This window comes from Amycolatopsis speibonae, from assembly GCF_042647925.1.
Lineage (GTDB): Bacteria > Actinomycetota > Actinomycetes > Mycobacteriales > Pseudonocardiaceae > Amycolatopsis > Amycolatopsis speibonae.
The window spans coordinates 429980-448430 of the sequence record NZ_JBHRWK010000014.1 but is presented as its reverse complement, the minus strand read 5'-3'; the positions used below and the strand labels follow the sequence as shown (position 1 = coordinate 448430).

The window sequence follows — 18451 nt, the reverse complement described above, 5'->3', positions numbered from 1 at the left end:
CTAAAGCGCTTCGGCGTTATCCGGTGACACGGGCGAGAATCGTTTGGTCGGCTGATCGGCGTTGTCCTGGTCTTCCGGCCGCTTGTACGGCGTCGGCGGACGTCGCCGCGCGGTCTTCTTCTCCCTCGGCTGCTCCAGCACCCGCTCGACGGTGCGCTCGGCGTCCGTCTCGACCGGCGCCACCGTCGAGAGCCGCCGCACCGGGGCGTCCTCGTCGGGGAACATCTCGACCGGCTTCGGCGCGGGCCGCGGCACCCGCCGCTCCGGCGAGACCTTCCGCTCGGGCAGGACCTTGCGCTCCGGCGCCGTCACCCGGGCCGGAGCGACCGGGCGGGCGGCCATCACCGGCCGCGCGGGCACGGACACCGGCTCCGCGACGGCTCCGCCCCGCCCGCGCAACGCGGTGTGCAGGCCGTCCCACAGCGTCCCGTCGGTGTGGTCCCGCGGATCCGGATCCACCAGGACGACCCCGATGATCGGGATGCGCCGGTCCGCCAGCTGGCGGGCAACGGTGTGCAGCCATTCGGTGTTCGCGTGCGCGGTGCGGACGACAAGGATCGTCTCCTCACCGAGGAATTCGAGGTCGGTCCACGCCGTGCCCGGCTCGATCGAGCCGACGCCGATGCGGCGTTCCTTGCCCGCCACCGGCGCGTCGGCGCGGTCCAGCACCTGGATCGGGCCGTCACCCGCCAGCTCGCGGAGGTTCGCCTTCGGCAGATCGTCGACGAGCGAGACCGGCCCCTTCTCCGCCAGCTCGCGCGCCATGTCGACGGCGAGCGCGGCGGTGACCTGACGGGCGCCGAGGTCGAGCAGCGACACCGAACCGCCCTCTTGCCGGACGGCGCGGACCAGCGTCGCCGCGACCCGCTGACGGCGGGTCACCGCCCGCGAACGCCGCAGGAATCGCGGCGGTTCGGGCAGCTGCGCGATCACGGAGGCACCGAGATGCCGCGAGATCTCGCGGCGCAGCACCGGCCGGTCCTTGATCACGCTCAGGATGGCCGCGAGCCCCAGCCCGGCGAGCAGCCCCAGCGCGAGGCCGATCCCCATGTCGGTGCCCAGGGTCTTGAGGAGCGACTTCGGCAGGATCCGCGGCGCGTCCACGATCTGCGTCCCGGCGGCGACCTTCGGCGTGCCGATGCCCGCCTCCTGCGCGCGGCCGTCGTAGTCGGAGATCTTGGAGTTCAGCTCCGACCGGCGCGAGTACAGCCGCTCCAGCTGGGCGGGGTTGGCGTTACGGCCCTTGGCCTCTTCGGTGACGATCGACGCTTCGATCGGGGTGAGCTCGTTCTGGGCCTGGTTGCGCTGGTCGAGCAGGGCCTTCTGCTGCGCCGCCGCGGCCGCCTGGTTACGGCCGATGTACTCGGTGATGAAGGCGTCGCAAATCGCCTGCGCGCGGGCCAGCGCCTCGTCCTTGGTCTTGCCCTTGACCGTCAGCTGGAGGACGTTGTTCGTCAGCCCGAGCCCGTCGTAGTCCTTGATGAACTCCTCCGGCGCCTGGGTGCTGTTCAGCTTCTTGAGCGCTTCGCCGGCGGTCTTCGTGGTCTTGAGGACGGCGACGTCGGTCCGCATCAGCGTTCCGCTGTCGGTCGGTGAGTCGTCGGGGTGGATGACCAGGATCTGCGCCACCGCGGTGGGCGGCGACGGCAGGAGCATCGCGACGAGCCCGCCGGCGATCAGTCCCAGCAGGGCGGTGGCCATCCACAGGCGGCGGCGTCTCCGGATCGAGACGACCAGCCGCTGCAGGTCGATGAGCGGCTCGGACTTCGTTTTTTCTGCGCTGGTCACGCGGTACCTGCCAGTGCTTCGTGGTCGGTGGGGGTGGAGGCGGCGGACCGGGTGCGGGTCGGCCGGACCGGCCGGATCAGCACGGTGCCCACCACGGCGAGACCGGCGTCGGCGACCGCTTCGGCGATCCCGACCAGTTCCCAGGCGGACCGGGAACCGAGGCCCGCCACGACGAGGATCCCCTCGGCGTCGGTGTCTTCGGCGTCTTCGATGACCGGCCGCACCGGGGAGACCGTCGCCACGGTGCACCACCGGTCGGCCAGGGCGGCGAGCCGCTCGGCGGCCATCCGCCCGGCGTGGTCGTCTTCGGCGGCCACGACGAGCAGCCGCCGGTTCGGGAGCCGGGAAACCAGCCGCCGGTAGTGGACGTCGACGTCGATCTCGTCGGCGTACACGTCGACCCGCGGGATGTTCCACGGCCTGTCGTCACGGAGGAGCTTGGCCCGCAAGGTGCTCGCGGGAAGCCGCTCGTCCACGGCGTCGAAGGTGGCCAGCACCGGCCCCCCGATCGCCGCGGCGATCTCCTCCTCGTCCTTCAGCCGCCTGTCGGTGCGAGCGGTGAAGAGATGCCCGAACAGGCCGATGACGAAGAACAGCAGCGCACCGCCCAGCGCCAGCTGCGGCAGCGTGGGCGCCGCCGGTGAGGACGGCAGCTCTGCCGAGCCGAGCACGACCATGTTGCCGAGGCCGCTGGCGGTGTCGGCCGCGTTCAGGGTGGACATGGCCGCCTCGATCGACGTGCGCAGGCCCTGCAGTTCGGTGCGGAGCTGGACGCTCTCCACGGTCGTCTTGCCTTCGTTGACCTTCGTGGAGAGCTCGCTGATCCGCTGGTTCGTCTGCGCGACCTGCTGCCGCAACGTCTCGCGGCGTTCCTGCGCCAGCTGCACCGCGGCGTCGCCGGAACCGGCGATGATCTGCGTCGAGTACTTCACGAACTCGGCCGCGATCTGGTCGGCCATCCGCTGCGTCTGTTCGGCGGTGTCCCCGGTGACACCGATGGTGATGACATTGCCCTGTGCGACCGTCGTGGACACCTTGTCCCGCAGGTCGGCGCCGGTCTCTCCGTCACCGAGTCCGGCGGCGGTCCGGTCGAGCACGACCGAACTGGTCGCCACCGAGGCCTGGGTGAGCAGTTCGTCCGCCTCGCGCGGGCCCTGCAGCAGCACGCTGGACGCGGTCCGGTAGCCGGGGGAAAGGAGCACCGACGATCCCGCGCCGATCAGCGTGCCGAGGAGGGCGAGGACCACCAGGGTCCGCCATCGCCCGCGCAGGACCTGTCCGATCATGGACAGGCGCACCGTGTCGTCAGTCAAAGCCGGGATCTCCCATCGGTGCGTGCGGGTGCAGCATCAATCCCGTCGGACCGACCGCGGTGTTGGTTACAGGATTGCCCGAGTCTTGTTCAAAACGCGATCGGGAAGCCGATCAACGGACGGCGGCCGCGTAGGCCGTGAGCAGGGCTTTCTGGGAGTTCTCCCAGGAGAGAGGACCGGCGACACGCGCTCGGCCGAGCTCGCCCATCTTCGCCCGTTCCTCCGGCGAGTCGAGGAGGTGCGCGATCAGCTTCGCGAACTCCGGCTCGTCGTTGGCCGGCGCGTACAGCGCGGCCTCCCCCGCCGAAACCCGCGCCTCCCGCAGCTCGAAGGAGACGATCGGGCGGCTCATCGCCATGTACTCCATGATCTTGTTCATGGTCGACACGTCGTTGAGCGGGTTCAGGGGATCCGGCGAAAGGCAGACGTCGGCGGTGGACAGGTAGCGCAGCAGGTCCTCGTCGGAGATCCGGCCGGTGAACTCGACCTGGTCGTCGAGCTTCAGTTCCTTGGACAACGCCACCATGGCGTCGAAAGCGTCGCCCGAGCCGATGAACACGGCCTGCCAGTCGGTGCGGCCGACCTCGTCACGCAGCGAAGCGAGCGCGCGCAACGCGTAGTCGACGCCGTCCTGCGGGCCCATCACGCCGAGGTACGCCAGCAGATACGGCTTGCCCTTCTTCAGCTCGGGCTCGGCCGGGACCTGGTGGAACCGCTCGACCACGGGCGCGCTGCGCACGACGAACACGTCGTCCGGCGACTTGCCGCCGCGCTTCACCGCGACGTCCTTGTAGCTCTCGTTGGTCGCGATGACGACGTCGGCCGTCTTGTAGGTGCGGCGCTCCAGCGCGCGGACCGCGCGGTAAAGGAGGTCTTCGCCGCGGTTGAAGCGCGAGAGGTACAGCTCGGGGCAGAGGTCGTGCTGGTCGAAGATGAACTTCGCGCCCTGGCGCTTGAGGTACAGCGCCACGAGGAACAGCATGTCCGGCGGGTTGCAGGCATGCACGACGTCCACCCGGCCGACCTTGCGGGCGAGCCGGAGCGTGTGCCACAGCGCGGAGCCGTACTCCTGGACGTACCCCGCCGGACCGCCGGTGGCGGCCTTCAGCGGGTATCGCAGGATGTGGACGCCGTCGATGGTGACCTCGGCTTCGGTGTCCCGTTTCGTCCCTTGTGGACAGATGACGTGGACTTCCCAGCCGGCGTCGCGAAGTGTCTGACACTCCTGCCAGACGCGGCGATCGAAGGGGACGGAAAGGTTCTCGACGAGGATGAGAGCTTTACCAGGCAAGACCGACATATCCCTCTTCAGCCCGGCGCCGGTCGGCGTCGGGTACGCGGACGAGATCGATGATGGTGCGGCCGCCGCCCACCGGATGCGCCGCGAGGACGTCCGGGTCGTTGCAGCCGATGAGGGAGACCTCGGCGTGGTCGAGGACCTCTTCGATGGAACCGGCCAGCAGCTGGCCGAGATGCGGCAGCCTGCCCTCGATGTACTCGCGGTTCGCGCCCATCAGCCGGGAAAGGCTGACGTTGGCGTCGTAGATGCGGAGGTCGTAGCCCTTGCCGAGCAGCCGCTCCGCGAGCTCGACGAGAGGGCTCTCACGGAGGTCGTCGGTGCCGGGTTTGAAGGACAGGCCGAACAGGCCGACCTTCCGTTTTCCGGTGAGCGCGACCAGATCGAAGGCACGCTGGAGGTGTTCGTCGTTGGAGGGCAGCACGTGCGAAAGGATCGGGACGGCGACGTCCGCGCGGTGCGCGGCGTAGACCAGGCCGCGCAGATCCTTGGGGAGGCACGAGCCGCCGAAAGCGAACCCGGGGCGAAGGTAGGCGGGGCTGATGTTGAGCTTGCGGTCGGCGAGGAAGACGTCGATCACCTGGTGCGAGTCGAGCCCCAGGGCCCGGCAGATCGCGCCCAGCTCGTTCGCGAAGCCGATCTTGAGCCCATGGAAGGAGTTGTCGGCGTACTTCGTCATCTCGGCGACCGGGATCGCGACCCGGAAGACCTCGCCGGGAAGCCCTTCGTAGAGCGCCGCGACGACGTCGCCGCTGGCCGCGTCGAGCTGGCCGATGACGGTCTTGGGCGGGTCGAAGAAGTCCTTGACGCTGCTCCCCTCGCGCAGGAACTCGGGGTTCACCGCGACCCCGAAGTCGACGCCGGCGGTGAGGCCGGACGACTTCTCGAGGATGGGGACGAGCAGGTCCAGGCAGGTGCCGGGGAGCATCGTGCTGCGGAAGACGACGGTGTGCCGTTCGGCCTTGTCCCTGAGGGCCTCGCCGATCTCCTCGGCGACCCGCTCCAGGAACGCCGTCGACAGGCTGCCGTTCGGCGCCGACGGGGTACCGACGCAGATCAGGGAGACTTCGCTGTCCGCGATCGCCTGTCTGACGTCGGTGGTCGCTCTCAGCTTGCCTTGGGCGACCACTTCCGCGGTCAGTTCCCCGATGCGCTCTTCGACCACCGGCGCCTTGCCCCCGGAAATGAGGTCGATCTTCACCGGGTTCACATCTACCCCGACGACCTCGTGCCCGCGCCCGGCAAGGCACGCCGCCGACACACAACCGACGTAACCGAGCCCGAAGACACTGATCTTCATGACGAATTCCTCCAGCCGCATTCCGCTGCCCGTTGGTCGGCGGACGGACCGGGTTCGTTACCGCCGTCCGGAAGTCGCCTGCTTTTGGCGGAATGCCTGTGCGGCAAGGGAATTACTCATCGCTCGGAGGGCGCGAAACGCTACAGGGGACGCGTAACGATCTCGTGAGGGATTCGGGCAGGTGAGCGGGGAGGTGGAGGTGGAGGCGGAGGCGGAGGCGGAGGCGGAGGCGGAGGCGGAGGCGGAGGCGGAGGCGTGGAGGTGGGCGTCGGTACAGGTGGTCGTGAGTGGTAAGTGTCGTTAGAGCGTCACTTACCACTCACGACCACCCGGACCCACCTATCCACAGACACCCTCCCCGCTCACCCTGTTATCCACAGATCCGCTCCGAGCCCCCCACACCCCCGGTTCAGCGGCGATCGTCGAAGGGTGCCCACTCACCAACGATGGTCGGAAGAGTCGATCCCGGCCGAACAACGCCCGAGCTGGCCAGTCCTCCTTGACGAACAACGTGGAATCGTCTCGAGGCGGCAATTGCACGCCTACGGCCACTCCATGTCGGATATCAGGGCGAATCTCGCGGGCGGTCGCTGGCAGCGGGTCCTCCCGCGCGTTTACTCGACGTTCACCGGCGAGTTGTCCCGTTCAGCGAAGATCCATGCCGCGTTGCTCTACGGGAGCGGTTACGCCATCTTGAGCCATCGCACGGCCGCGGAAGAATGGAAAATTCTCCCGATCGTCGAGGGACCTGTCGAAATCACAGTCCCGTACACCTTCTCGGCGATCTCGCAGGCGCCCTTGGTCATAGTGCACAGATCCCGTGCGCTACCCCATATCGCCGCCGGAACGAATCCACCACGGACCAGGATCACGGACACGATCCTCGACCTGGCCACCGCGCAGCGGACGCCGCGGCAGGCGACGAACGTCATCGTCGACCTGCTCGGCCGGACAAGGATCTCGGTGGCCGCCATGCAGGCGTGCGTACTCGTCAGGCCACCATTCCAGTATCGGCCCGCTATTGGATACGGCCTCGCCCTCGTCGGCGGCGGACTCATGTCCGCGCTCGAAGTGGAGTACAAGGAGAAAGTCGAAGACGAGCACGGACTACCCCGCGGAAATCGGCAGACCCCGATCGACGTGGATGGCAAAACGCTTTGGGAGGACGTCACCTACGACCCGCACGGGGCAGCGGTGACGGTCCGGCTCGACGGCCGGGCGACCCATGCCATGGCCGGGGTCGCCTTCCGGGACCGTCGCCGCGACAACGCGGCGGAACTGGCTGGGCGGGCAAGGCTCGTCTACGGCTGGCAGGACGTCCGGAACTCACCTTGCGAAGTGGCAGCCGAGGTTCGAACCATCCTGGTCCGCGAGGGCTGGGACCCGGCAGGCGCGCGAGCGGTGACTTGTTCACGATGCGGAAAGGGAGCCAGGAAGGCGGCGTAAGGGAAGGGCGGCGGTACCGAACGGGTCGGGGTGGTCGTGAGTGGTAAGTGTCGTTAGAGCGTCACTTACCACTCACGACCACCCCGACCCCCGGTCCCTCTGCCGCTCCCAACTCTCTCGTGATGCCGCCGGGACAGTGGGGTGACTTCGACTCGGTGAAGCAGGCGGGAATGCTCGCGCCGGGCCAACAAGTGGAACTCAAGGCGTCGGGCAAGGTGCCCGGCAAGCGTGTGGACGACCACGGGCAGGTCTGGACGGACAAGAACGGGAACGGCCGGGTGGACACCGGAGAAGGTGTCCCGAACACGACGGTCACCCTTGTCACGGAGGACAACGGGCTGGCGTCCTGGGCCCGGACCGACGCCAACGGCTTCGCGACCTTCCCCCAGGTCGGCGTCTACCGGCTGCGAGACGCCGGGCCGTGGCAGCCCATCGGCGACACGTGGAACTACGTCGCCGCACCGCCCTATCGGCTCGGCGATTGGTCCCAGCAGGTAGCACCACGCTGATCGGCCGCAAGACGAACGGCCCCGGGGGGCGAAAGCTCCCGGGGCCGTTGCCGTTCAACAGTCTCAGCCCTGCACGAACTTCGCGGCGAGACCCTCCCCCACGGACGTCGCCTTCCCGTGGTCCTCGGTCGGCGTCACCTTCGAGTTCTTGAAGCAGATGTACGTGACCCCCGAGTCGACGCCGCCGTTCGCCGGGTCCGGGTTGATGCCCAGCGACTTCGCTGCCGCGTAGGACGCTTCGCCGATGATGTCCTTCGGGCCGGTGTCACCGATGACGGTGTACAGCACCTTGTTGTTGTAGATCACCGCGCACGAGCCGGCGCCCTTGAGCCCGGCCTTCTCGAAGTTCCACGTGCTGCTGATGCTCGGCACGACGATGTAGGGCGTCTGGTCGGCGATCAGCGCCTTGCCGTCGGAGCGCGGGTACGCCGTGCCGTCCTGGAACCACGGGTCGGTGTTCTTGTTGCATCGCGGAGTCGGCTGTCCGTCGCAGTCGACGTCCATGTCGGCCTTCCAGAACACGGCGCCGCCCGCGTCGCAGACCGCGATGGTCCGGCCGGTTTCCTCGTCGGTCTTGTACTTGCCGTTCGAGACCTGCTTGCAGCCGGCTGTCTTCGCCAGCAGCTGCTGCGCGGTCGGGCCCGCCTGGACGGTGACAGGAGCCGGCGAGGTCACGGCGGCCGGTGAAGCCACGGCGGCCGCCGCGGGGGCCAGTCCCGCGGCCACCACCATCGCCGGGAACAGGAGCAACTTCCGCATACCGTGCACCCCTTAGTTAGTAAGACTTCTTTACCGAGGGTGCTCAGGATGCCGCCGGGCGCGGGTCAGCTCAAGGGCCGGCGGGGGGTTGTTTTCCAACCACGCAACGAAAACCAGTCAAAACCGGGCAAGCCTGGCGACTCGTGCCATCACTCGTCCCGCTCGTCGGTACAGGCCGTCCCGTTCACCGAGCACGCTGTCGATCCACTCCTGGTCGACGTCGGACCGGACCCCGGTCCGCGGCCGCAGCCAGCTGTCGCGCGCCACCGCGCCGCCTTCGTTCGTGTAGACCCTCGTCGCACCGGAACGCCGCAGCCTGCTGAGCACCCGCCGGTCGTAGGCGCCGAACGGCGGCGCGTACGCGCGCACGGGCTTCCCGCTCAGGTCCGCGAGCAGTTTCGGCGCGACTTCGAGTTCGCGCCGGGCGTGCCTGTCGTCGAGCCGCCGCCAGTCGCGGTGCTCCCAGCCGTGCGAGCCGATCGACATACCCGCCTCGGCCAGCCGCCGGAGGCCGTCCGCGTCGACGAAGCCCCGCTCACCGATCCGGCCCGCCAGCGGGAAGAACTCCGCCGTGAGATCGCGCTCCACCAGTTTGGGGAGCGCGATCTCGAGGTCGGAGACGTTGCCGTCGTCGAAGGTGAGCCCGACGTCTTCCCGTCCGGCCACCATGTCGAGCACCCGATCGAGCTGATCGACCGTCACCCATGTTTCGTTCTCGCCTGGATCGAGCGCGCGCACGGGCCTGCCCACGCCGCCAATCGCCAGGATCACCATCCGCGCCTCATTCGGGGCCTAGTGTGTTTCCCGATTAATCGAGTTGGCGAATGGAGTAGTTACATGATCCGGCGAGATGTCCACGAACGGATTACTTGCGGATCTCCAGCGTGCAGCACTTCGGGCCGCCGCCCGCCTTCCTGAGCTCGGAGATGTCCACGAAGACGACTTCGTAGCCGCGTCCGGTCAGCCGAGCCGCCAATCCGGTCGCCTCGACCGGCAGGACGACGTTGCGGCCGTCGGACACCCCGTTCAGCCCAAAGCACTCCGCGTCGGCCCGGTCCGCGACTACCGCGTCCGGGAACATCCGCTCCAGCACCTTCCGCGACCCGGCCGAGAAGGCTTCCGGGTAGTAGGCGATCTGGGCGGACGTGGTGTCGGTGGCCTCGGCGAGCACGAACAGCGCGGTGTCGAGGTGGTAGTAGCTCGGGTCGATCAGCCGCAGCGAGACGACCGGGACACCGAGGACCTCCTGCGCTTCGGCGTGCGCGGCCGGGTCGGTCCGGAAGCCGGTGCCGGCGAGCAGGACCTTGCCCGTCCAGGCGAAGTCGCCCTCGGCCTCGTTGATCTTCTCGGGCATGGTGATGTCGCGGTAGCCGTGCTCGACGAACCAGCGGCGGAAGTGTTCGGCCTCGGCGGTGCGCTGCGGGGCGCGGAACCGCGAGCCGAGGACACGGCCGTCGACGACGGTGCCGGAGTTCGCCGCGAACACCATGTCGGGCAGGCCGGGCCGGGCGTCGATCTCCTCGACCGTGTGGCCGAGGCGTCGGTAGGTGTCACGGAGTTCGGTCCACTGCGCCATCGCGGTGTCGACGCTGACCGGGACCGAGGGGTCCATCCACGGGTTGATGACGTACTCCACCGCGAAGTACCGCGGCGGGCACATGAGGTAGCGGCGCGTCGTGGGTACACGGGGCTGCTGCTCCAGTTCCGGCATACCCGAAGGGTAAGGTCCACCTAATTCCGCAATCAATCGCTGTTCGCTGCGCGTATACCTGCTAAACATTGCGTGTGAACACCATCGACCAGCGAATCGTTTCATGCCTGATGGCCAACGCGAGGTCCAGCTACGCCGACATCGGCAAAGTCGTCGGCCTGTCCGCGCCCGCGGTGAAGCGGCGGGTCGACAGACTGCTCGAAACCGGGGTCCTGCGCGGGTTCACCGCGGTCGTGGACCCCGAGGCGCTGGGCTGGGGCACCGAGGCGTTCGTCGAGATGACCTGCAACGGCAACATCACCCCGGCCCGGATCCGCGCCCGGCTGGAGCCGTTGCCGGAGGTCGTCGCGGCCTACACGGTGTCCGGCGCGGCCGACGCGATCGTCCACCTGCGCGCCTCGGACATCCATCACCTGGAGACCGCGCTGGAGCGGCTGCGCGGCCTGGAGATCGTCGACCGCACGGTCTCCACCGTCGTCTTGTCCCGGCTCCTGGAACGACCGCCGACCCCCGAGGCATGACACCCTCGGCCCCGTGACCGATCAGATCCGCTCCAGCCACGACGGCGGCGTCGCCGTGCTCACCATCGACGCCCCGGCGACCCGCAACGCCCTGACCCTCGACCTCTCCGCGCAGCTGGTCGAGGCCGTCGCGCGTGCCGAAGCCGACGAGAGTGTCCACGCTTTGGTCATCACCGGCGCTCCGCCGGCCTTCTGCGCGGGCGCGGACCTGGACACGCTCGCCGACGCCCGGGAGGACGGGCTCCGCGCGATCTATGCCGGTTTCCTCTCGGTCGCCCGGTGTTCCCTGCCGACGATCGCGTCCGTCGGGGGCGCCGCCGTGGGTGCCGGATTGAACCTCGCGCTCGCGGCGGACGTCCGCATCGTGGGACCGAAGGCGAAGTTCGTGGCCAGATTTCTCGATCTCGGCATCCATCCCGGCGGCGGGATGACGTGGATGATCCAGCGGCTCGTCGGACCGCAGAAGGCCGCCGCGATGACACTCTTCGGTGAGGTCGTCGGCGCCGAAGCGGCTGTCGAATCCGGACTCGCGCTCCGGCTCGTCGAGGGGGATCTGGTCGAGGCCGCCCGTGAACTGGCGAAACCCGCCGTCGGCGCTCCTCGCGACGTCCTCCTGGCGACGAAGCGCACGCTTCGGCACACCGCCGCGCTGACCGACCATTCGGCCGCCGTCGACGCCGAGATCGAGCCGCAGCTGGCGTCACTCACCGCACCCGCGTTCGCCGAGCGGCTCGCCAAGCTGAGGGCGGCGATGACCGGCCAATGACCGCTCCTCGACCGGACTTCACTACGCTGGAACGAGATACGGCTCACAATCGGGTCGCATCGTTAACCGTTACCATCGGTAACATATAAACCGGAAAACCCCCGCTCAGCGCCGAGCTCAGGACACTCGAGAAGTAGGTCCAGACCGTTTTTAGGGCAACCTGGGAAGTGTGCCGGGGACTAACCTCGGGACATGGCACCTGTGACCTGGCCGACACCGCCGGGCGAGGCACGCCGATCTCCGGCACGGCCGGGGACGGCGCACGTCGGGAGAGAGGGAATCCCTGACCTATGAGCACGAGTGCGAACGGCAACGGCTCCTTGTCGGCCGTCAGGCCCACCGAGGTCGCCAAGCTGGACCGGGTTGTCATCCGGTTCGCCGGTGACTCCGGTGACGGCATGCAGCTGACGGGCGACAGGTTCACTTCGGAAGCGGCCGCCTTCGGCAACGACCTGTCCACCATGCCGAACTTTCCCGCGGAGATCCGCGCGCCACAGGGCACCATCCCGGGCGTCTCGAGCTTCCAGGTGCACTTCGCCGACTACGACATCCTGACGCCGGGCGACCGGCCGGACGTCCTGGTCGCCATGAACCCTGCCGCGCTGAAGGCCAACCTCGCCGATGTCCCGGCAGGTGGGACGCTCATCCTCAACACCGACGACTTCACGAAGCGGAACCTGGTCAAGGTCGGCTTCGAGAACGATCCCCTCGACGACGACACCCTTTCGGCCTATCAAGTCCACCGGGTGGCCATGTCGACGTTGACCAGAGGCGCGCTCGAAGAGACCGGACTGTCCAAAAAGGACGCCGAACGCGCGAAGAACATGTTCGCGCTCGGGCTGCTCTCCTGGATGTACCACCGGCCGACCGAAGGCACGGAACGGTTCCTGCGCGAGAAGTTCGCGAAGAAGGCCGACATCGCCGAGGCCAACATCCTGGCCTTCCGCGCCGGCTGGAACTACGGCGAGACGACGGAGTCGTTCGCGACGACGTACGAGGTCGCGCCCGCGAAGCTGAACCAGGGCACCTACCGCCAGATCACCGGGAACACCGCGCTGGCCTACGGGCTGGTCGCCGCCGGGCAACAGTCCGGCCTGCAGATCCTGTTGGGCACGTACCCGATCACCCCGGCGTCGGACGTCCTCCACGAGCTCTCGAAGCACAAGAACTACGGCATCCTCACCTTCCAGGCCGAGGACGAGATCGCCGGCATCGGCGCGGCGCTCGGCGCCTCCTACGGCGGTGCGCTGGGAGTCACCTCGACCTCCGGGCCCGGTGTCGCGCTGAAGTCCGAAGCCATCGGCCTCGCGGTGATGACCGAACTGCCGCTGGTCGTCGTCGACGTCCAGCGCGGCGGCCCGTCGACCGGGCTGCCGACCAAGACCGAACAGGCCGACCTGCTGCAGGCGATGTTCGGCCGCAACGGCGAGTCCCCGGTGCCGATCGTCGCGCCGCTGTCCCCCGCGGACTGCTTCGACGCGGCTCTGGAGGCCACCCGGATAGCGCTGAAGTACCGCACCCCGGTCTTCCTGCTGTCGGACGGCGCGATCGCGAACGGCTCGGAGCCGTGGCTGATCCCGGACATCGAGACGCTGCCGGACCTGCGGGTGGAATTCGCCACCGAGCCGAACGCCGAGGACGACTCCGGGGAGTTCTGGCCGTACGTCCGCGATCCCGAGACCCTCGCCCGCGCTTGGGCGATCCCGGGCGCGGCCGGTCTGCAGCACCGCATCGGCGGGCTGGAGAAGGCCGACAAGACCGGCCACATCTCCTACGACCCGGACAACCACGAGAAGATGGTCCGCCTGCGGCAGGCCAAGATCGACGGCATCGACATCCCGGACCTCGTCGTCGACGACCCGAGCGGTGGCAAGGCCAGGGTGCTGGCACTCGGCTGGGGCTCCTCCTACGGGCCGATCGGCGCCGCGTGCCGCCGCGTCCGCAAGGACGGCATGCCGATCGCGCAGGCGCATCTGCGGCACCTCAACCCGTTCCCGGGCAACCTCGGTGACGTACTCCGTTCGTACGACACCGTCGTCGTCCCTGAAATGAACCTCGGCCAGCTTTCGATGCTCTTGAGGGCGAAGTACCTCGTGGACGTGAAGTCGTACACGAAGGTCGCCGGGCTGCCTTTCAAGGCGGAAGAGCTGCAAGGCGTGTTCACGGAGATCATCACCAGTACGGAGGCGGCGAAGTGACCGCGATAGACCTGGGGATTCCCACCCTCGGCGGCTTGGACCTCGTGCCGACCGAAACCGAACCGCAGAAGGCGAAGGACTACAAGTCGGACCAGGAGGTCCGGTGGTGTCCCGGCTGCGGGGACTACGTCGTGCTCAACGCCGTGCAGTCGTTCCTGCCGACGCTCGGCCTCAAGCGCGAGAACATCGTGTTCATCTCGGGCATCGGGTGCTCGTCCCGGTTCCCGTACTACCTGAACACCTACGGCATGCACTCGATCCACGGCCGCGCGCCGTCGATCGCGACCGGCCTCGCGACCGCGCGGCCGGACCTGTCGGTGTGGGTCGTCACCGGTGACGGCGACGCGCTGTCCATCGGCGGCAACCACCTGATCCACGCGTTGCGGCGCAACGTGAACATCAAGATCCTGCTGTTCAACAACCGGGTCTACGGCCTCACCAAGGGCCAGTACTCGCCGACGTCCGGGCCGGGCATGGTCACGAAGTCCACCCCGATGGGCTCGGTCGACACCCCGTTCAACCCGCTTTCGCTGGCGATCGGCGCCGAGGCGTCGTTCGTGGGCCGCGCGCTCGACTCGGACCGCAAGGGCCTGACCGAGGTGCTGGAGGCCGCCGCGCAGCACCGCGGGTCGGCGCTGGTGGAGATCTACCAGAACTGCCCGATCTTCAACGACGGCGCCTTCGAAGTCCTCAAGGACAAGGACGAGGCCGCCACCCGGCTCATCCCGCTGAAGCCCGGCGAGCCGATCAGGTTCGGGCCGCAGGGCGAGTACGGCGTCACCCGCAGCGGCTGGGCCGGGCTGGAAGTCGGGAAGGTCGCGAACATCGGCGAGGAGAACCTCGTCGTGCACGACCCGGCGATCGAGGACACCTCGTACGCGTTCGCGCTTTCGCGGATCGGCGACCAGAACCTGAACCACGTGCCGACCGGCATCCTGCGGCAGGTCGAGCGGCCCACCTACGACGACCAGGCGCGCGCCCAGGTCGAGGAGGCCCGCGCGGCTCGCAAGCCGGATCTGCAGGGGCTGCTTCGCGGCAAGGACACCTGGACCGTCGTCAGTTAACCGGAGGCAGCGGAACCCGACCGGCAGGCTGACGGTTCGGTAGCGCGTCAGCGCGACGAGTTGTCCGCACAGCGCGCGCCCTCTTTCGGGCCGGAGGCCCACGGAAACGCGATGAAGGGGCGCCTTCACACTGAGCTTGGCGTTCAGTGCGAACGGCGCCCCTTCGGCGCGTTTCCGTCAGCGCGCGCTCAAGTCAACGGCCGGAAGCCCACACGCTCAGCGTCGGAGGCGGTGCGGAACCAGACCTCCGCGACCATCTTCGGGAACTGGGGCGACTCCTCGGTGCAGTACCGCAGAGCCGTCACGCTGGCCTTGACCGCGAAGTCGTCGGCGGGACGGCCACCGCCCGGGCGCGGCATCGCCGACCCGGGACCGAACGGGCCGGGCGGAACGGACTCGGTCACCGGGGCGGCCTGCCGCGCGGGCGGCGGCTCCGGGGCGGGCATCGCGTCGCCCGGCTGGACGGCGGGCTCGAACAGCGAACCGCTCTGACCGCCGGACAGCTCCGGCTCACGACGTTCGATCGCCCGCATCGACGGCTGGATCGGCTGCGGCGGCTCGAAACCGCCGCGCACCGCGCCCCTCGGCGTGCGCTTGGGCAGCACCTGGGTGGCTTCGGCGGGGGTCTCGGGCTCCGAGTCGAGGAGACCGGCCTGCGCTTCTTCGTCGGAACCGAAGGCGTACGCGGGCGGGTCGTGCAGCTCTTCCTCCCGCTCGAACCAGTTGGTCTCTACGGGTGGCTGCTCCGCGTCGACGCGCGAAGCGGGGCTGAACAGCGAGACCGGCTCCGGCTGCGTCTCGACGCCTTCGGGGTCCAGCTGGATCTCCAGGCGGGACCGGTACGGCCCGTCGCCCGGCAAGACCGGCAGAGGCTCGGGCTCGGGCTCCGGTTCGACGTCCAGCGTCGACGCGGGCTGGAGGTACTCGGTCGCCGCCGCTGCGTACGGGTTCTCCGGCTCGGGCTCGGGTTCCGGCTCCAGCTGGGCCGCCGGGATGAACTGCGTCCGCTCGGCCGCGGGCTCCGGATCGGGCTCCGGGTCCGGCTCCAGGTCCCTCTGGGGCGCCGTGCGGTACTCGGCCTCGTACTCGTCTTCAGGCTCGAAGGTCGGCGTCTCGGTGGGCTCGAAGACCTGCGTCTCGGTGGCGCCGGGCTCCGGCTCCGCGACGACGTCCTCGCGGAAGTCGTCCTGGACGCCCTGGGCAGGCTCCGGAGCCTGCTCCGCGACGGGTTCGGACCATCGCTGCGCGGGCTCCTGCTCGGCGAGCGTCGCGGGGTACGCGGGCGGCGGCTCCTCGGCGGCCGCGAACTCCTCGTCGAGCTCGTCGTGCGACGGCTTCGTGAGGTACGCGGTCCCGCCGGCGACGGCCGCGGCCCCCGCGCCGAGGCTGACCCCGGCGGGCAGTCTGGACGTCTCGGCGTGTGCGGTGGCCAGCGAGCTTTCCAGCTCACGGATGCGCTTGCGCGCCGGGATCACCAGCACCAGCCAGGTGAGCAGCGCGCCGACGACGAACGCCAGCAGACTCCACAGCCAAACCTGTCCGAAAATGGACATCCAACCCGCCCTTTGTCAATGCGTTCGCGCGACCAGGTAGTCGGCGACCGATTCGCAGGCGTCCCGGGCGGGCGACGCGGGCAGCGCCGCGAGCTCGGCACGCGCCCGACGAGCGTAGTCGGAAAGAGTTTCGCGTGCGCGTTCGAGTCCGGACGAAGCACGGAGCAGATCCAGGGCCTCGGCGACGAGCTTGTCGTCGGAGATCGGCCCCGACAGCAGCTCGACCAGGCGCGGGTCGGTGGCCGGGTCGGCCAGCGCGTACAGCATCGGAAGCGTGCGGACACCTTCGCGCAGGTCCGTGCCCTGCGCCTTGCCGAGCTCGTCCGAGGCGGACGCGATGTCGATGACGTCGTCCGAGATCTGGAACGCCGTCCCGATGATGTCGCCGAAGCGGCGGAGCGCGTCGATGTAGTCGTCGGGCGCGCCGGACATCATCCCGCCGAACCGGCCGGAGGTGGCGATCAGCGAGCCGGTCTTCTGCGCGATGACCGTGAGGTAGTGCTCGACCGCGTCGTCGCCGTCGGCCGGGCCGACGGTCTCGCGCATCTGGCCGGTGACCAGCTCGCCGAAGGTCTCGGCGATGATCCGGGCCGCGTCGGTGCCGAGGTCGGCGACCAGCCGCGAGGCGTGCGCGAACAGGAAGTCGCCGGTCAGGATGGCGATGGTGTTGTCCCAGCGGGCGTTGACGCTTTCCGCGCCGCGGCGCATCGTCGCCTCGTCCATCACGTCGTCGTGGTACAGCGTCGCGAGGTGCACCAGCTCGACCGCCGCGGCGGCGATGACCACCTGATCGCCCTGCTTCGGCCCGAACTGCGAGGACAGCAGCGTGAACAGCGGACGGAAACGTTTGCCCCCCGCCTCGACCAGGTGCGAAGCGGCGTCCTCGACGGCCTTGACGTCACTGCGGACGACATCGCGGAGCAGGGTTTCGACGTCGGCGAGACCGGTCGCGAGCGTGCGCAGAAGCTGTTCATCGGCGATCTGGAGCCCGACGGACGCGCGCAGGTCCTCGATGGCACCACCTGGGGCAGGTGAAGACACAGACACGTCGGCTCCGCTCTCTTTGACACCGTTCGGGAATTGCTTCCAGCGTAGTGGCTACCCACTGAGCCCTGTTGACCTGCTGTCCAGGGGAAACGGTGACGAACATGACACCCCCGCCGCGTATCCTGCCGACCTCGGCACGAACTGGGGGAACACCATGGAAAGACCGGGCGATTCCGGCGACAGACCGGCGTGGAGACCTCCCGCCGAAGAGCATCGGGAGCAGCGTTCGACGGTGTGGATCACTGTCATCCTCTTCGCCGCGTTCATGGCGGTGATGCTGGTCGTCGCCGCGCTCGTGGTGGGCGGCATGAAGGAGTCGAGGGCGGGCGCCGTCCAGTCCCGGCAGCCGACGGTCTCCTCGTCGGCGCCTGCGCCCACGGGTTCGCCCTCGGCGACGCCACCGGCCGAGGTGCCGACCCGCAAGTACGAGACGGCGGCCAACCCGCTCGTCGCCCCCGGCGCGACGATGCCGAAGGTGACCTGCGAGCTGCCCAAGCTCCGCGGCACGAAAGAGAAGCTGGAAGAGTTCTACCGGGCGCTGATCCCCTGCCTGGAACGGGCGTGGCATCCGGTCCTGACCCAGGTCGGCGAACCGAGGATCCCCGTCTCGGTCAACGCCGAGGACGTCAAGAACACCGCCTGCGGCCTTCCTCCGCCGCCCGACGAGGCCCTGGGCTTCTACTGCTCGGACGGCACGACGATCTTCGTCCCGCTGCCGAGGCAACTCGAGCGCGGCGGGCCCGACCTCCTGACCCAGCTGTTCCTGCTCGCGCACGAATACGGGCACCACGTCCAAGAGCAGTCCGGCATCCTTTCGAAGCACGACTTGCTCTACGACGAGGCGGACGGCGACCAGCCGAAGATCCTCGAACTGAGCAGGCGGCTCGAACTCCAGGCCGACTGCTTCAGTTCGATGTTCCTGGCCAACGCCGCCGGCCGCGGCTCGATCGGCGCCGGGCTGATCTCCCAGCTCAAGCAGAGCACGTTCGACGACAGCGACACCCACGGCTCGTCGAAGAGCGCCGCGCTGTGGCAGAAGCGCGGCCTGAACGCCAAGGACACCTCGGCGTGCAACACCTTCGCCGCCCCTGCGAGCGAGGTCTCCTGACAGTTCGAGACTGGGCAAGCCTTCTCGTAGCCAAGTAGCACACCGTGGCTTTTGTGATACTTTAGCCGCTT

The 18451-nt window shown here is 68.8% G+C and carries 16 protein-coding genes; 7 read left to right on the top strand and 9 right to left on the bottom strand.

What is annotated here, in order from left to right:
• The 4 genes from ACFOSH_RS10185 to ACFOSH_RS10170 form a co-directional block, all read right to left on the bottom strand.
• Complete coding sequence (locus tag ACFOSH_RS10185) at positions 1–1788, bottom strand: Wzz/FepE/Etk N-terminal domain-containing protein (RefSeq protein ID WP_378238484.1); 1788 nt, start codon at positions 1786–1788, stop codon at positions 1–3.
• Positions 1785–3074 carry an exopolysaccharide biosynthesis protein gene (locus ACFOSH_RS10180; protein ID WP_378238821.1) on the bottom strand — a complete coding sequence of 430 codons (1290 nt, stop codon included), beginning with the start codon at positions 3072–3074 and terminating at the stop codon, positions 1785–1787. Before ACFOSH_RS10180 ends, ACFOSH_RS10185 begins: the two co-directional genes overlap by 4 nt.
• 139 nt (positions 3075–3213) lie before the next feature.
• Positions 3214–4401: a glycosyltransferase family 4 protein gene (locus ACFOSH_RS10175; RefSeq protein WP_378238483.1), complete on the bottom strand. Its 1188-nt coding sequence runs from the start codon at positions 4399–4401 to the stop codon at positions 3214–3216.
• Positions 4382–5698, bottom strand: a complete 1317-nt coding sequence (locus ACFOSH_RS10170; RefSeq protein ID WP_378238482.1) for a nucleotide sugar dehydrogenase — start codon at positions 5696–5698, stop codon at positions 4382–4384. Before ACFOSH_RS10170 ends, ACFOSH_RS10175 begins: the two co-directional genes overlap by 20 nt.
• Positions 5699–6127: 429 nt before the next feature.
• On the opposite strand from ACFOSH_RS10170, the gene ACFOSH_RS10165 reads away from it, so the two are divergent.
• Together ACFOSH_RS10165 and ACFOSH_RS10160 are read left to right on the top strand one after the other, a co-directional pair.
• Positions 6128–7144 carry a hypothetical protein gene (locus ACFOSH_RS10165; protein WP_378238481.1) on the top strand — a complete coding sequence of 339 codons (1017 nt, stop codon included), beginning with the start codon at positions 6128–6130 and terminating at the stop codon, positions 7142–7144.
• Positions 7145–7266: 122 nt separating this feature from the next.
• Entirely contained in the window at positions 7267–7653 is a 387-nt protein-coding gene (locus ACFOSH_RS10160; RefSeq protein WP_378238480.1) for a hypothetical protein, read from the top strand.
• 63 nt (positions 7654–7716) lie between these two features.
• Here ACFOSH_RS10160 and ACFOSH_RS10155 read toward each other — a convergent pair whose 3' ends face one another.
• The 3 genes from ACFOSH_RS10155 to ddaH form a co-directional block, all read right to left on the bottom strand.
• The gene (locus ACFOSH_RS10155) at positions 7717–8412 is read right to left on the bottom strand and encodes a glycoside hydrolase family 75 protein (RefSeq protein ID WP_378238479.1); all 696 of its coding nucleotides are present in this window, start codon (positions 8410–8412) and stop codon (positions 7717–7719) included.
• Positions 8413–8529: 117 nt separating this feature from the next.
• Positions 8530–9186, bottom strand: a complete 657-nt coding sequence (locus ACFOSH_RS10150; protein ID WP_378238478.1) for a polysaccharide deacetylase family protein — start codon at positions 9184–9186, stop codon at positions 8530–8532.
• Positions 9187–9277: 91 nt separating this feature from the next.
• On the bottom strand, positions 9278–10123 hold the full coding sequence (gene ddaH, locus ACFOSH_RS10145) for a dimethylargininase (protein WP_378238477.1): 846 nt from the start codon (positions 10121–10123) through the stop codon (positions 9278–9280).
• Between the two features lie 74 nt (positions 10124–10197).
• On the opposite strand from ddaH, the gene ACFOSH_RS10140 reads away from it, so the two are divergent.
• The 4 genes from ACFOSH_RS10140 (at position 10198) to ACFOSH_RS10125 (ending at position 14672) form a co-directional block, all read left to right on the top strand.
• Positions 10198–10644, top strand: a complete 447-nt coding sequence (locus tag ACFOSH_RS10140; protein WP_005151923.1) for an Lrp/AsnC family transcriptional regulator — start codon at positions 10198–10200, stop codon at positions 10642–10644.
• Positions 10645–10657: 13 nt separating this feature from the next.
• Positions 10658–11410 (top strand): enoyl-CoA hydratase, encoded by a 753-nt coding sequence (locus tag ACFOSH_RS10135; RefSeq protein WP_378238476.1) that lies wholly within the window; start codon positions 10658–10660, stop codon positions 11408–11410.
• A 290-nt stretch (positions 11411–11700) separates the two neighbouring features.
• Positions 11701–13608, top strand: coding sequence for a 2-oxoacid:acceptor oxidoreductase subunit alpha (locus ACFOSH_RS10130; RefSeq protein WP_378238475.1), 1908 nt, complete (start codon positions 11701–11703; stop codon positions 13606–13608).
• Positions 13605–14672 carry a 2-oxoacid:ferredoxin oxidoreductase subunit beta gene (locus ACFOSH_RS10125; RefSeq protein WP_378238474.1) on the top strand — a complete coding sequence of 356 codons (1068 nt, stop codon included), beginning with the start codon at positions 13605–13607 and terminating at the stop codon, positions 14670–14672. The genes ACFOSH_RS10130 and ACFOSH_RS10125 overlap by 4 nt, the downstream gene beginning before the upstream one ends.
• A 188-nt stretch (positions 14673–14860) precedes the next feature.
• On the opposite strand, the gene ACFOSH_RS10120 is transcribed toward ACFOSH_RS10125, so the two are convergent.
• Positions 14861–16225 (bottom strand): sunset domain-containing protein, encoded by a 1365-nt coding sequence (locus ACFOSH_RS10120; RefSeq protein WP_378238473.1) that lies wholly within the window; start codon positions 16223–16225, stop codon positions 14861–14863.
• 15 nt (positions 16226–16240) lie between these two features.
• Complete coding sequence (locus ACFOSH_RS10115) at positions 16241–17266, bottom strand: polyprenyl synthetase family protein (RefSeq protein WP_378238820.1); 1026 nt, start codon at positions 17264–17266, stop codon at positions 16241–16243.
• A gap of 238 nt (positions 17267–17504) precedes the next feature.
• On the opposite strand from ACFOSH_RS10115, the gene ACFOSH_RS10110 reads away from it, so the two are divergent.
• Positions 17505–18380, top strand: coding sequence for a neutral zinc metallopeptidase (locus ACFOSH_RS10110; protein ID WP_378238472.1), 876 nt, complete (start codon positions 17505–17507; stop codon positions 18378–18380).
• The last annotated feature ends 71 nt before the right edge of the window (positions 18381–18451 follow it).